We start from the raw sequence: 12,979 nt of genomic DNA, 5'->3' as shown, positions 1-12,979 counted from the left end.
CCTGCCGCTAGGCTTGGGATATGTCTTCCAACACCGGGCCGTTCTCCACCGGGCCCACCGATTCAGAAGAGCTGTCTCCCGCTGAAAGGTACCGCGCCAGCGCCGAACGCAGGGCTGAGGCCGCCACGTACCTGGGACAGTTTTCCGGGACCCTTGAGTTCGAGCTTGACGACTTCCAGCGGCAGGCCTGCCGTTCACTGCAGGAAGGCAGGGGAGTCCTGGTGGCGGCCCCCACCGGCGCCGGCAAAACCATCGTTGGCGAGTTTGCCATCTACCTGGCCCTGCAACGGGGCCTGAAGGCGTTCTACACCACGCCCATCAAGGCGCTCAGCAACCAGAAATTCAGCGAACTCGCCGCCAAGTACGGCGCGGACAACGTGGGGCTCCTCACCGGCGACACCAGCATCAACGGCGACGCGCAGGTGGTGGTGATGACCACCGAGGTCCTCCGGAACATGCTGTATGCCGACTCGGCCACGCTGGGCGACCTCGGCTACGTGGTCATGGACGAAGTGCACTACCTGGCCGACCGGTTCCGCGGGGCGGTCTGGGAAGAAGTCATCATCCATCTGCCCAGCGAGGTCCAGGTGGCTTCGTTGAGCGCCACGGTCTCCAATGCCGAAGAATTTGGGGCATGGCTGGATACCGTCCGCGGCGACACAGACATTATTGTCTCGGAGCACCGGCCGGTCCCGTTGTGGCAGCACGTCATGGTGGGCCGCCGGATCATGGACCTCTTCGCCGGCGAAACCACTTTCGACGAGATCGCCCCGCCGGGTGGGGACGGGATCGATGAGGTGCCCCCGCAGGCCAAACCCCGCGAAGACGCCAAGGGCCGCGGCTTTGACGTCAACCCTGAACTGCTTGATGTGGCGCGCCGCGAAATCCAGCAGAGCTTCCGGAGCCGGCAGGGGCCGGGTAAACGTGGCCAGCGAGGCCGGCGCGGAGATGACCGTCCGGTCCGTGGCGGCGAACCCGCAGGGGTTCGCAGGGCCAGCCGTCCCCAGGTGATCGCCAGCCTCGACCGGATGGACCTCCTGCCGGCCATCACCTTCATCTTTTCCCGTGCCGGGTGTGAGGGGGCAGTCGCCCAGTGCGTCGCATCCGGCCTGTGGCTCACCACGGAAACCGAACAACGGATCATCGCGCAGCGTGTTGACGAAGCCGGGCAGGACATTCCCCCGGACGATCTCGATGTCCTGGGTTTTTGGACCTGGCGGGACGGACTGCTCAGGGGCTTCGCTGCCCATCACGCCGGAATGCTGCCCACCTTCAAGGAGGTGGTGGAAAAACTCTTCGCCGACGGACTGGTCAAGGCCGTCTTCGCCACGGAGACCCTGGCCCTGGGCGTGAACATGCCCGCGCGTTCGGTGGTGCTGGAGAAGCTGGACAAGTTCAACGGTGAGGCCCATGTGGACATCACCGCGGGTGAATACACCCAACTCACCGGCCGCGCCGGCCGGCGCGGCATCGACGTCGAAGGCCACGCGGTGGTGCTGTGGCAGCCCGGGGCTGATCCGACGGCGGTCGCCGGCCTCGCCTCCCGGCGCACCTACCCGCTGAACTCGAGTTTCCGGCCCACCTACAACATGAGCATCAACCTGCTTGCACAGTTTGGCCGGTCCCGGGCCCGCGAAATCCTCGAATCGTCGTTTGCCCAGTTCCAGGCCGACCGTTCCGTGGTGGGCCTGGCCAGGCAGGTCCGAAGCAGGGAAGAATCCCTCGCCGGCTACGCCAAATCCATGACCTGCCACCTGGGCGACTTCACCGAGTACGCCCGGCTGCGGAGGGAATTGTCGGATGCCGAGAACGCCACGTCCCGGACCAAGTCCCGGGTGCAGAAGTCGCTCAATGACGACTCGCTTGCCCGGCTGCTGCCCGGTGACGTGGTCAACGTTCCGGGTGGACGCGCGCCAGGACCCGCCGTCGTCCTTAGTTCCGACCACGGCAGCCGCGAACCGCGGCCGGCCGTCCTCACGCTGGACAACCAGCTCCGCCGGATCGGCACGGACGACCTCGAAGGTCCCATCGCGCCCGTAACCCGGATCCGGATCCCCAAGTCCTTCAACGCCAAAGTGCCCAAGTCACGCCGGGACCTCGCCTCCTCGGCGCGGAATGCGCTGCGGGAGAACCGCCCACCCGCTCCCGGCCAGAACCGCAACCACGACTTCGGCCGGGGCGCGGCGCTGCCCAACCAGGAAAAGCGCATTGCCGACCTCCGGCGTGCCCTCCGGGCGCACCCCTGCCACGGGTGCAGCGAACGCGAAGACCACGCGCGGTGGTCCGAGCGCTGGTGGAAGCTGCGGCGGGAAACGGACGGGCTGGTCCGGCAGATCCAGGGGCGCACCAACACCATCGCCAAAACCTTCGACCGGGTCTGCGACGTGTTGTCCGCCTACGGCTACCTGGAAGACACGGGAGACGGCCGGCTGCTCATCAGCCCCGATGGGCAGCGGCTGCGCCGGATCTACGGCGAGAAAGACCTGCTCATCTCCCAGTCCCTGCGGTTGGGCGCCTTCGACGACCTCGACGCCACGGAGGTGGCAGCACTGGCCAGCGTGCTGGTGTACCAGGCCAAGCGGGAGGACCGGGGACTGCGGCCACGGATGCCCAGCGTCTCCCTGGAGACCGCCGTGGACATTGTGGTCAGGGAGTGGTCCGCCCTGGAGGACGTGGAGGAGGAGAACAAGCTTCCGCTGACCGGCGAACCCGAACTCGGACTCGTCTGGCCGCTCTACAAATGGGCCCGGGGGCGGCATCTGCAGGATGTCCTGAGCGGGACAGACCTCGCGGCCGGCGACTTTGTCCGTTGGGTCAAGCAGGTAGTGGACCTGCTTGACCAGCTGGCCAAAATTCCCGGCCTGGATCCACGCCTGTCCCGGCTGTGCGTTGAAGCCATCAACCTGATCCGCCGCGGCGTGGTCGCCTACTCGTCTGTTCTCTGATCTTTCTGCCCCGCCGGCCGGCGCCGGCCTGTTCCCACCCCAGGAGTCCTGCCCACCATGCCCCATCCCGATGCCTCGTCCCGTCCCGCCCCGGTCCTGTACCGCAACGGATCCGTCTACACCGCTGCGGACCCGTTCGCCACAGCCATGCTGGTGGATGGCGACACCGTCGCCTGGGTTGGGTCTGAACAGGCGGCTGCCTCCATCGCCGACAGCTCGATGGAGGTCATCGACCTCCGTGGCGCCCTGGTGGCACCGGGCTTCGTGGACTCGCACATGCACCTGACGGAAACCGGCATCGCACTGGACTCTCTGCAGCTCGGCTCAGCTATGTCCGCCCGGGCGCTTCTGGACGCCGTCGCCGGCGCCAAGGGCGAAGGCCCGGTGCTGGGGCACGGCTGGGATGAGACCACATGGACGGACCCCACGCTGCCCACGGCGGACGAACTGGAACGGGCGGCCGGGGGCAGGCCGGTCTACCTGTCCAGGATTGACGTGCACTCGGCGCTCGTCTCACCGTCGCTTGCCCAGTCAGCGGACCTTCAGGGCCAAGACGGGTTCGACGGCGGGGCCAGGGTCATCCGGGCAGCCCACGCCGCGGCGCGGCTGGCAACACGGAAGCTGCCGCCCGGGGCACTGAAGCAGCACCAGACCCGCGCCCTGGCCGAAGCTGCCGCCAACGGGTACGTCGCCCTCGCCGAGATGGGGGCGCCCCACATCGGCGGCCTGGACGATCTCAGAAGCGCCGCCGCATGGAACGCGCAGGATGCATCGGCCCGGCCCGTTCCGGAAATCCTGCCGTACTGGGGCGAGGCGGTATCTTCCGAGGAGCAGGCCCGCGCCCTCGTTGCACAGTTCGGCGGTGTCATCCGCGGGCTCGCCGGGGACCTGAATATTGACGGATCGCTTGGCTCCCGGACTGCCGCCCTGCGCGCCGGGTACAGCGACTCGGACCACGAGCGCGGCGCGGTGTACCTGGACGTCGAGCAGGCCGCAGCCCATCTCGCCGCCTGTTCTCTGGCCGGTATCCAAGGCGGCTTCCACGTGATTGGTGACGCCGGGCTGGACGTTGCCCTGGAGGCGCTCGACCGTGCTGCCGAGGCGGTAGGCGCACAGCGGGTGCGTGCCGCCGGCCACCGCTTTGAGCATGTTGAAATGGTGGATGCCGCCGCAGTCGAAAAACTGGCTTCCTATTCGGTGACTGTGAGCGCCCAACCGGCGTTCGACGCAGCCTGGGGCGGACCCGGCGGGCTTTATGAGCGACGGCTGGGGGAGCGGAGCCGGTCCATGAATCCGTTCGCCTCGTTCTACGCGGCAGGGGTACCAGTCTGCTTTGGCAGCGACAGTCCGGTGACCCCGCTGCGTCCCTGGTCCAGTGTCCGAGCGTGCGTGGAGCACCACAACGAGGGCGAAAGAATTTCCGCACGTGCCGCGTTCCTGGGCCACACCCGGGCCGGCTGGAGGGCAGCCCGGCACTCCAACCCGATGGCCGGGCAACTCGTCCCCGGAGCCCCGGCAAGTTTCGCCGTGTGGGAGGTGGAAGAACTGATGGTCCAGGTGGCTGACGGTCGGGTCCAATCATGGAGCACGGATCCGCGTGCCAGGACCCCGCTGCTGCCGGCGCTGGACACGGGTTCGGATCCCTTGTGCCTCCAAACCGTGAAAGACGGAGCCGAACTGTTTGCCAGCCCGGCCTTGCGTTCCTAAGCCAGGTTTCTACCGCCCTATAATGGGTAGTTGCGCCCACCGCCGGCCAGCCCGGCACCAGGTGCTCCGACCACTTCCACCAGGAAAGGCCCTTCGTGCGCGTCCTTACGATCATTCCCACCTACAACGAACTGGAATCGCTGCCCAAGACGCTCCAGCGCCTGCGGACGGCTGTTCCGGCGTCGGACGTACTGGTGGTCGATGACAACAGCCCCGACGGTACCGGCACCCTGGCCGACGGCTTCGCCGCGGAGGATTCCCAGGTCCACGTCCTGCACCGCAAAGGCAAGGAAGGCCTTGGGGCGGCCTACATCGCCGGTTTCAAGTGGGGACTGGAAGCCGGCTACGACGTCCTCGTCGAAATGGACGCCGACGGCTCGCACCAGCCCGAACAGCTCCCGCAACTCCTTGAAGCCATCGAGCAGGGTGCCGACCTGGCCATGGGTTCCCGCTGGGTCCCCGGCGGCAGCGTGGTCAACTGGCCGCTCTACCGGCAGGCAATTTCCCGCGTGGGCAGCACCTACGCCCGGCTGATGCTCGGCCTCCGCATCAAGGACGTCACCGGCGGCTACCGCGCCTTCCGCCGAAGCACTTTGGAAAAGCTCAACTTGGACCAGGTGGACTCGGTTGGCTACGGCTTCCAGGTGGACCTCGCCTGGCGGGTCGCCAAGCTCGGCCTCCGGATCGAAGAACGCCCCATCACCTTCGTCGAACGCGAACTGGGCGCCTCGAAGATGAGCGGCAACATCGTGGTGGAAGCCATGATCAACGTCACCAAATGGGGACTCGCGGCTCGCTGGAACACGCTCGCCGGCAAGGCGAAAAAAACGAACTCGTAGCCCTTAGCAACGGCTAAGGAAAGGGGGCGTCCCCGCACTGGAAGTGCGGGGACGCCCCCTTTGTTTGCGTGGCCTAAGCGGAGCGGCGCTCTCCACGGCGTTCACGCAGAATGGTCAGGCGGTCCTCGAGGATCTGTTCCAGCTCAGGAAGGGAACGGCGTTCCAGCAGCATGTCCCAGTGGGTGCGAACTGCCTTGTCGTTGCTCGTATCCGGCTTCTCGCCGTCTACCAGGAGCGCTTCCTTGCCGGTCTTGGAGACCCACACCGGAGGAATTTCCGCCTCGGAGGAGAACGTGACGAAGACCTGCTCGCCATCCTCGCAACGGTACTCGACCCGCTGGCGCGGAGCCGGCTCAACTCCGGACTCGGTCTCCATGCTCTGCGCACCAAGGCGCATGCCCCGCAGGCTGCGATCGCTCATGATTTCTCCCTCTGGTCGGTTCGCGGATGAAAACTCCGCGACTGCCGGTGGTGACGATGCGCCGCCGGACTCTTGTGTGCACTGTGCTGCATCATTGGATTCAACGCATTGCGAAGCTGTGTTGTTCCAGCTGGTGGTATCCTGCCGGACAAATACACAATTATACGGGCTTTTTGCCGCCGGAACCAAAACAGGGAGGGGCCCGCGGCGCGGGTCCCTCCCTGTTTCAGGGTCTGGTTAGGGCTCGGTCCGCTGGGCCGGAACGTCGTCGAACAGTCCGTTCGCCGCCTGTTCAGGTGCGTTGCCTCCCAAGGCGCTTCCGATTCCCTTCAGGGCCTCACCGACTTCACTGGGGATGATCCACAGCTTGTTTGCCGAGCCTTCGGCCAGTTTCGGCAGCGTCTGGAGGTACTGGTAGGCGAGGAGCTTCTGGTCCGGGTTTCCCTTGTGGATGGCATCGAAGACCTTCTGGATGGCCTGCGACTCACCGTCTGCCCGGAGGATGGCGGCCTTGGCCTCGCCCTCGGCCTTGAGGATGGCGGCCTGCCGCTGGCCTTCAGCGGTAAGGATGGCGGACTGCTTGGTCCCTTCAGCGGTAAGGATGGCGGCGCGCCGGTCGCGTTCGGCCCGCATCTGCTTCTCCATCGAGTCCTGGATGGAGTGGGGCGGATCGATTGCCTTCAGCTCCACCCGGGACACACGGATGCCCCAGCGGCCCGTCGCCTCATCAAGAACGCCGCGAAGCTGACCGTTGATCTGGTCGCGCGAGGTCAGGGCCTCTTCGAGGTTGAGCCCGCCCACCACATTGCGCAGGGTTGTGGTGGTGAGCTGCTCCACCGCCTGGATGTAGTTGGCGATTTCATAGGTGGCGGCGCGGGGATCGGTGACCTGGAAGTAGACCACCGTGTCGATGGACACCACCAGGTTGTCTTCCGTGATCACCGGCTGCGGTGGAAAGGAAACCACCTGTTCACGCAGGTCCAGCAACGGCAGGAGCCGGTCCACAAAAGGAATCAGGATGGTCAGCCCCGGGTTGAGCGTCCTCTGGTATTTGCCCAGGCGTTCGACGACGCCGGCACGTGCCTGCGGGATGATCCGGACCGACCGGACCAAAACGATGATGACGAACACGATCAGGACCACCAACACAACGGCCAGTGCGGTTCCGCCTGCGTTTTCCATAAAACTCCTTATCCCCCAAATGTCAGGCTGTTTCAGGGCCGGTGGCCGCCGCGGGCGGTACCGAAACCACTGCTGTTGCGCCATCAATGGCCGAGACGACCACTTTTTGGCCTGCGGGAAGTACTCCCGCGGCGGAGCGTGCGCTCCAAATATCACCGCCGATTTTCACCAAACCGCCGTCCGAGGTCACGGCCTCCATGACGATTGCGGGTTCACCGATGAGGCGGTCAACGTTGGTCCGCTGCTCGGACGGGCCCTTCTTCAGATGCGAGAGCGCCACCGGCCGCACGAACGCGACCATGAGCAGGGATACGATGCAAAAGACCACCACCTGGAGCCAGGGTTCGGCGCCGGCGAAGTCGGCTGCCAGGGCGGCAAGAGCGCCGCCACCAAGCATGATGAAGAACAGGTCAAGGGTGATCATCTCGATCACGGCAAACGCCAGGAACGCCGTGAGCCACAGCGCCCACCAGTTTTCCCCAAGCCAATCGAACATCCTGTTTCCCCCTTCGTCACGGGGGAGCCGCGTCTGCGGACCCGCCTGCAACTGTCTTTTCATCCTAGTCCGGGGACCGGGCAAGCGCGCCGGACGCAGGCGCCGGCCCGGGGATAGTGGCCAAGTCGTTACGCGGCGCCGCGTTTCCTGGGCCGGAACACCATCAGCCTGAACCGTGCCCCCGCCGTCACGGGTTCGGGGCGGCTCTCCAGCCGTTCTGCGATGTGCCCGGGGTCCAGGTGGTGCCCCGCCGGTCCCATGAAGGCCAGGTCCGCCGCGGCCCCGCGGGTCAACGTGAGGGCTATGTCGACGTCGGAGGTGCTGTCCAGGTCGAAATGGCCGGCCATGCCCTCCGCCAGGCGGTCATCCTTCCCCTCTTCGATGCCGAGCATCCCGGTGACCGCGGCGAGTTCTCCGAGGTGGCCGGGCCGGGGGGTCACCACCACCAGCGCCCCGGCAGGGCGCAGTACCCGGGCGAATTCGGCCGGATTCCGCGGGGCAAACACCACCGTGACAGCGTCCACCGAGGCGGTGGACACCGGGAGGGGTTGCCAGATGTCGCAGACCATGTTGATGGCTTCCGGGTTGAGCCGCGCGGCGCGGCGCAGAGCAAACTTGGATATATCCAGGCCGATGGCCGCCACGTGCCGCCCGTCAGCTTCCGCGGCGTCCAGGATCTCGCGGAGGTAATGGCCGGTTCCGGTTCCGGAATCCAGCACGGCCGCGCCGGTGGCCGAGAGATGAGGGACGACGGCGGAGGCTACGGCGCGTGCCAGCGGCAGGTAATGGCCGTTCCCCAGGAAGTTGACGCGGGACTGCACCATGGCGGCGCTGTCCGCCTCAAACGATGTTCCTTTGCCAACCAACAGGTTGAAGTAGCCTTGCCGGGCCGCATCAAAGTGGTGCCCGGCAGCGCAAGCCAGCCGGGGTTGCGTCCCGGCGCCCGGTCCGAAGAGAACCAACGGATCCGAGCAGACGGGGCACAGGAGGGGGAAATCCGCGGATGGCATGGACACCAGTTTATGGTGGCCTGCCCGTCCTGCTGCCTCGTCACTTGGCAGGGGTGCACCCGCGGTCAGCCGAGGGATATTCCCGCGGGGCCGGCGTCGAACCCCAACCCGGTGCTGGCCCTGCCGATGCCGGGTTCCGCCCAGTGGGCCGCATACTCCGCGTTGCTGCTGAGGGAACGGAGCTGGGCACGGTCGATATAGAGGATGCCGTTGAGGTGGTCCGTCTCGTGCTGGACGATGCGGGCCTGCCAGCCGGAAAACACGCGCTGCGCCGCCGCGCCGCCGGGCGTCAGGTAGTCCAGCAGCACGGTGTCCGGCCGCGACACCACGGCCTGCAGCCCGTTGAGGGAAAGGCATCCCTCGTAGAACGCTGCCTGCCCGGACCCCTGGGGGTGTAGCGGGGGTTGAGGATCGCCAGGAATTCCAGCGGGCTCCGGTGCCGCAGCGCTGCGGAGTCGGGGTCGACGTCGTACAGGTCTTCCAGGACCGCGAGTTGCAACGGGATGCCAAGCTGGGGCGCGGCCAGGCCCACACCGGGGGCTTCGTGCATGACCTGGCGCATGACCTCGATGAGGCGGCCCAGCTGCTCCGCCGAAAGTTGGCCGTGGAACTCGGCGGCCTGCTGGCGCAGCGCCGGGTGGCCGGCCTGGACGATCGGCGGCAGGGAACCGGCAGACAGGATCCGTTCCACGGCCTCGCGGATGTCGTCGGGTCCGGCAGTGGCCGGGGGAATGCTCTGGGTCATGGGGAAAGCCTAATGGCGGACGGCCTGCGGAAACCTCGGCTAGGGTCGATTGCATGGTTGATGAGTTGGCGCAGGGGTCGCCGCTGGGGCGTGTCCTGGATTTTATCCGTGTCCTCGAAGCGGGCGGTGGCGCCGCTGAAATCCGCCCGTTCCTCTCCGAGGGATTTGTCCTCACGGAGGCGCCGCACCTGCTGGCACCGGAGGGAGCCACCCGGACGTTGGAGGGCGTGCTTTCCGGTGCTGACCAGAGCCGCCAGGTGGTGGAGGACCAGGAGTTCGTGGTCCGCCGGACTACCTGCGAGGGCGGCCGCGTGGCTGTGGAAGCCGATTGGTCGGCCACACTGCTGATGGATCTGCGGTACTGGGATCGCGGCGAAACCATCCGGGCCAGGACCTCCTCCGTCTTTGAGGTCAAGGACGGCCTTATTGTGAGCCAGGACAGCTACGACTGCTATTTCCGCTAGGGCCGCCCAGGCCCAGCACTTGGTCATTGCATGGTGAACCGCCTGGCTGCCCACCGGTTGACTGCCGGAATGGAGGCGGCAGTACCGAGTGCAGCCGTTCGGATTCGAAGCAGCGGAGCCGGCAGGGGCCGGCCGAGCGCCATATTGATTTCGGCTTGGCGGCGCGCACGGACCGCTGCCCTCCGCCGGGTCCTTTCGAACTCCCGGAACTGGCTGTGCTCCGGCCCGCAGCGAAGGGCCGCAGAAACCAGCGGGGCGAGTGCTTCGGCATCAAGCCAGCCCAGGTTCATGCCTTGGCCGCCAATGGGGCTGATCTCGTGTGCCGCGTCGCCCAGCAGGATTGCCCGTCCAGCCACAGTACGGCCGGCGATGGCCGAACTGACGCTGAACGCGCTCAGCATGGAAGTGGTGGCCGGGTCGGGTTCGATTCCGGTCCGCCGGCCTACCAGGCCGGCCAGGTCGGCGGCCGTTGCGGCGCCGGCCGGGCAGTTGAGCCGCACCACCCACCGGCGGATTCCGCCGGGGAGCGGGAACGATTCCACGATGCCCGGCTGCTCGAGGAAAAGGGCAGCTTTCTCGGCCAGGCCGCTGTCGTCGTCGAAATCTCCCATGAGGTAATGGTCCGGATACGTCCTGCGGGCGGCAGCCACGCCCAGGGCGGCCCGAAGCCGGGATCGGGCACCGTCCGCGGCCACCAGCAGCGCGGCCGTGGCCCGGGCCGGCCCCTGCGACTGATGATCAGAGGACTCGAACGCGACGGTGACCCTGGCGCCGTCGTCGATGAACCCCGTAACGTTCGCACCCCGGACCAGGGCGTCCGGGTCCAAAGCCTGGACGCGGTCCGCCAGGATTTGCTCCGTCCTGAACTGGGGCAGCGCAAGGACGAAGGGAAAGGTGGCTGACACGGTGCCGAAAGCCATGGTGCCGACTGTTCTTCCCCTGCTCAGGGCGACGCCTTCACGGATCCGGACACCCTCCCGAACCAGGGTTGGTACCACGCCGATCCGACTCAGTGCCTGCAGCGCCGGCGGGTGGATACCGATGGCCCGGGTGTGCTGGTTCCGTGACGTACGCTGTTCCAGCACCTTGACGGTGACGCCCTCCTGGAGCAGGAGCCCGGCAAGGAACAGCCCAACAGGGCCGCCGCCGGCGATGACAACATCGGCAGCCAGCTCAGCCATGTCGCCACGTCAGGACTTGATGGAATGCCGACGACCGTTCCACGAACCAGCCCGGGGGAGCGGCGGCGGACAATTCAGCGGGTTTATAGCTGCGCCGGATGGAGGTCAGGCCGTCCTCGCGGATGAAGGAGTGCCGGAACGGCAGCGCGGCAACGCTGAAGAGGGCGAAGGCTGCCGGGCTGCGGATGAGGTCGTTATGCAGCGATGTCCTTTCCGCGAGGATTTCCGAATCTGCCAGCAGGTGCCGGAGCTCTTCGGGAGACAGGTGGTGCAGGACATGGTTGGAAATGACGACGTCGAACCGGGCCCCCTCGCGGACGAGGTCGCTGCTGTGGGCCTCCCGGAAGTCCACACCGGAGGCAGCAGCACGCTGCCGGGCAAAGCGGGCTGCGCGGGGATCCGGGTCGATTCCCATGATGTGCATGTTTTTCCCGTCCCGGGCAGCCCAGCGGGAGAGCATGACAGCGAGGTCGCCGCCGCCGCATCCGACATCGAGGATGGTCAGCGGGCGTGGCTGCGGTGGAACGATGGGCCGAAGCTCCCTGGCGTAGAGTCCCCGCCAACCGGACAAGACCCTGTTAATGAGGCCGAACTGGCGGTAGGTGTTGTCCAGGAGCCGGGCATCACAGTCGGCGCGGTCCATCTGCTCCACCGCAGCGGCAGCGCGGCGACCCAGCAGGAACTCCATCGCCCGGGGCCCGTTCAGCCGACCGCCGCTGCCTCGGAGATGGCCGCATCCGACGTCTTTTCGTGTCTTGCGACGGCCTGACGGAGCTTGGTAAACAAGCCTGTTTCCACGGTGAGTCCCGGGCCAAAGGCCATGGAACAGATGCGTTCACCCCCGCCGGTTCCGTCCCGGAGGGGTTGTTCCAGGATGTGCTTGAGTACGAAAAGCACGGTGGCGCTGCTCATGTTGCCATAGTTGCGAAGGATTTCGCGGGCGGGCACCAGCTGCTCCTCCGTGAGGGCCAGCCGCGACTCGACCTTGTCCAGGATGCTGCGGCCGCCCGGATGGATGGCCCAGTGGGGGATTGAGGCGTAGGGGAGTGCCGCGAGTTCAGGCTCCGTTGCCAGGAGGGGCTCCAGGGCACCCACGATGTGTTCGTCGATGATGTGGGGCACGTAGTTGCCGAGCACCATTTCGAACCCGTTGTCGCCGATGTTCCAAGCCATCGAGTCTTCGCCGACAGGGGTGAGGACAGTTTCGAAGTGGTCCAGTGCGAGCAGTGCGGTGTCGCCGGCTCCGGACCGGGCCGTGACGACGGCGGCCGCGGCTCCGTCGGCGAACAGCGCTGAGCCCATGATGGCATCCGGATCGTTGGACGTGCGCACATGCAGGGAGCACAGTTCCGCGCAGACAACCAGGACGACGGCCTTGGGATCGGCTTCGCAGAACAACTTTGCGGCGCGCAACGCGGGAAATGCCGCGTAGCAGCCCATGAAGCCCAAATGGTAGCGCTGGACGGCCGGGTTCAGGCCAAGCTCCCGGACCACCTTGTAGTCCGGGCCCGGGTTGAAGAATCCCGTGCATGAGACGGTGATGAGATGAGTTATGTCAAGTAAATCAAGGTCCGGTACGGCATCCAGGGCAGCGCGGGCTGCCTCAATAAAGAGCTTCGTGGCTTCCCTGGCAAAGATATCGTTGCGGACCTTGGTGCTGGGATTTAACAGGAGTCCGGTTTCCTGGTCGTAGAACTGCGGGTTGTCCGTGCGGAAAGCATTCGTCATTTCCTGTACGGCGGTAAACCGTGTCTCGATGGCAGCACCGTCAAAGCAGGTGTTCACGAGCCGTGAGCCCAAACGCGACAATCCCGGCTGCGCAGCGAAGACATCGCGGGCTTCGGACTGGATCAGCTTGGTCGCCGGGACTGCAATTTCCAGGGAACACACATAGGCCGTCATTGGTTCATTCTTGACGGGCACCGCACCAAAGACAATGGGTCCCATGCCGATTGACCAGCCGATTCGCAGGATTGGGCTTTGGGCGTA

The 12,979-nt window shown here is 66.3% G+C and carries 11 protein-coding genes and 1 pseudogene; 4 read left to right on the top strand and 8 right to left on the bottom strand.

The features are described 5' to 3' along the window. The first annotated feature begins 20 nt into the window (after positions 1-20). The 3 genes from ACX5I6_RS14885 to ACX5I6_RS14875 all read left to right on the top strand — a co-directional run bounded on the left by ACX5I6_RS14885 (position 21) and on the right by ACX5I6_RS14875 (position 5,491). Positions 21-2,945 carry a DEAD/DEAH box helicase gene (locus tag ACX5I6_RS14885; RefSeq protein WP_461840971.1) on the top strand — a complete coding sequence of 975 codons (2,925 nt, stop codon included), beginning with the start codon at positions 21-23 and terminating at the stop codon, positions 2,943-2,945. 57 nt (positions 2,946-3,002) lie between these two features. Beyond that, on the top strand, positions 3,003-4,652 hold the full coding sequence (locus ACX5I6_RS14880) for an amidohydrolase (RefSeq protein WP_461840970.1): 1,650 nt from the start codon (positions 3,003-3,005) through the stop codon (positions 4,650-4,652). A gap of 95 nt (positions 4,653-4,747) precedes the next feature. Further along, the gene (locus ACX5I6_RS14875) at positions 4,748-5,491 is read left to right on the top strand and encodes a polyprenol monophosphomannose synthase (RefSeq protein ID WP_461840969.1); all 744 of its coding nucleotides are present in this window, start codon (positions 4,748-4,750) and stop codon (positions 5,489-5,491) included. A 73-nt stretch (positions 5,492-5,564) separates the two neighbouring features. Here ACX5I6_RS14875 and ACX5I6_RS14870 read toward each other — a convergent pair whose 3' ends face one another. The 5 genes and pseudogenes from ACX5I6_RS14870 to ACX5I6_RS14850 all read right to left on the bottom strand — a co-directional run bounded on the left by ACX5I6_RS14870 (position 5,565) and on the right by ACX5I6_RS14850 (position 9,345). After that, on the bottom strand, positions 5,565-5,912 hold the full coding sequence (locus tag ACX5I6_RS14870; RefSeq protein ID WP_018761356.1) for an RNA polymerase-binding protein RbpA: 348 nt from the start codon (positions 5,910-5,912) through the stop codon (positions 5,565-5,567). Between the two features lie 237 nt (positions 5,913-6,149). After that, complete coding sequence (locus ACX5I6_RS14865; RefSeq protein WP_109044588.1) at positions 6,150-7,094, bottom strand: SPFH domain-containing protein; 945 nt, start codon at positions 7,092-7,094, stop codon at positions 6,150-6,152. Between the two features lie 22 nt (positions 7,095-7,116). Continuing rightward, complete coding sequence (locus tag ACX5I6_RS14860) at positions 7,117-7,590, bottom strand: NfeD family protein (RefSeq protein WP_285246109.1); 474 nt, start codon at positions 7,588-7,590, stop codon at positions 7,117-7,119. Between the two features lie 128 nt (positions 7,591-7,718). Further along, positions 7,719-8,600 (bottom strand): putative RNA methyltransferase, encoded by an 882-nt coding sequence (locus ACX5I6_RS14855; protein ID WP_461840968.1) that lies wholly within the window; start codon positions 8,598-8,600, stop codon positions 7,719-7,721. A gap of 65 nt (positions 8,601-8,665) precedes the next feature. Next, positions 8,666-9,345, bottom strand: a pseudogene (locus ACX5I6_RS14850) (peptide deformylase). A 53-nt stretch (positions 9,346-9,398) separates the two neighbouring features. On the opposite strand from ACX5I6_RS14850, the gene ACX5I6_RS14845 reads away from it, so the two are divergent. Continuing rightward, on the top strand, positions 9,399-9,809 hold the full coding sequence (locus tag ACX5I6_RS14845) for a nuclear transport factor 2 family protein (RefSeq protein ID WP_285246112.1): 411 nt from the start codon (positions 9,399-9,401) through the stop codon (positions 9,807-9,809). Between the two features lie 23 nt (positions 9,810-9,832). Here the strand turns inward: ACX5I6_RS14845 and ACX5I6_RS14840 are convergent, their stop codons facing one another. The 3 genes from ACX5I6_RS14840 to ACX5I6_RS14830 are packed head-to-tail and all read right to left on the bottom strand — an operon-like array spanning position 9,833 to position 12,892. Then, positions 9,833-10,990: an FAD-dependent oxidoreductase gene (locus ACX5I6_RS14840; RefSeq protein WP_461840967.1), complete on the bottom strand. Its 1,158-nt coding sequence runs from the start codon at positions 10,988-10,990 to the stop codon at positions 9,833-9,835. After that, the gene (locus ACX5I6_RS14835) at positions 10,983-11,678 is read right to left on the bottom strand and encodes a class I SAM-dependent methyltransferase (RefSeq protein ID WP_461840966.1); all 696 of its coding nucleotides are present in this window, start codon (positions 11,676-11,678) and stop codon (positions 10,983-10,985) included. Before ACX5I6_RS14835 ends, ACX5I6_RS14840 begins: the two co-directional genes overlap by 8 nt. A 14-nt stretch (positions 11,679-11,692) precedes the next feature. Continuing rightward, positions 11,693-12,892 (bottom strand): type III polyketide synthase, encoded by a 1,200-nt coding sequence (locus ACX5I6_RS14830; protein ID WP_461840965.1) that lies wholly within the window; start codon positions 12,890-12,892, stop codon positions 11,693-11,695. Positions 12,893-12,979 lie beyond the last annotated feature (87 nt).

The organism is Arthrobacter sp. MMS24-T111 (assembly GCF_054888995.1).
The sequence above is the reverse complement of the archived record's forward strand: the minus strand, read 5'-3'. Positions and strand labels throughout refer to the sequence as shown.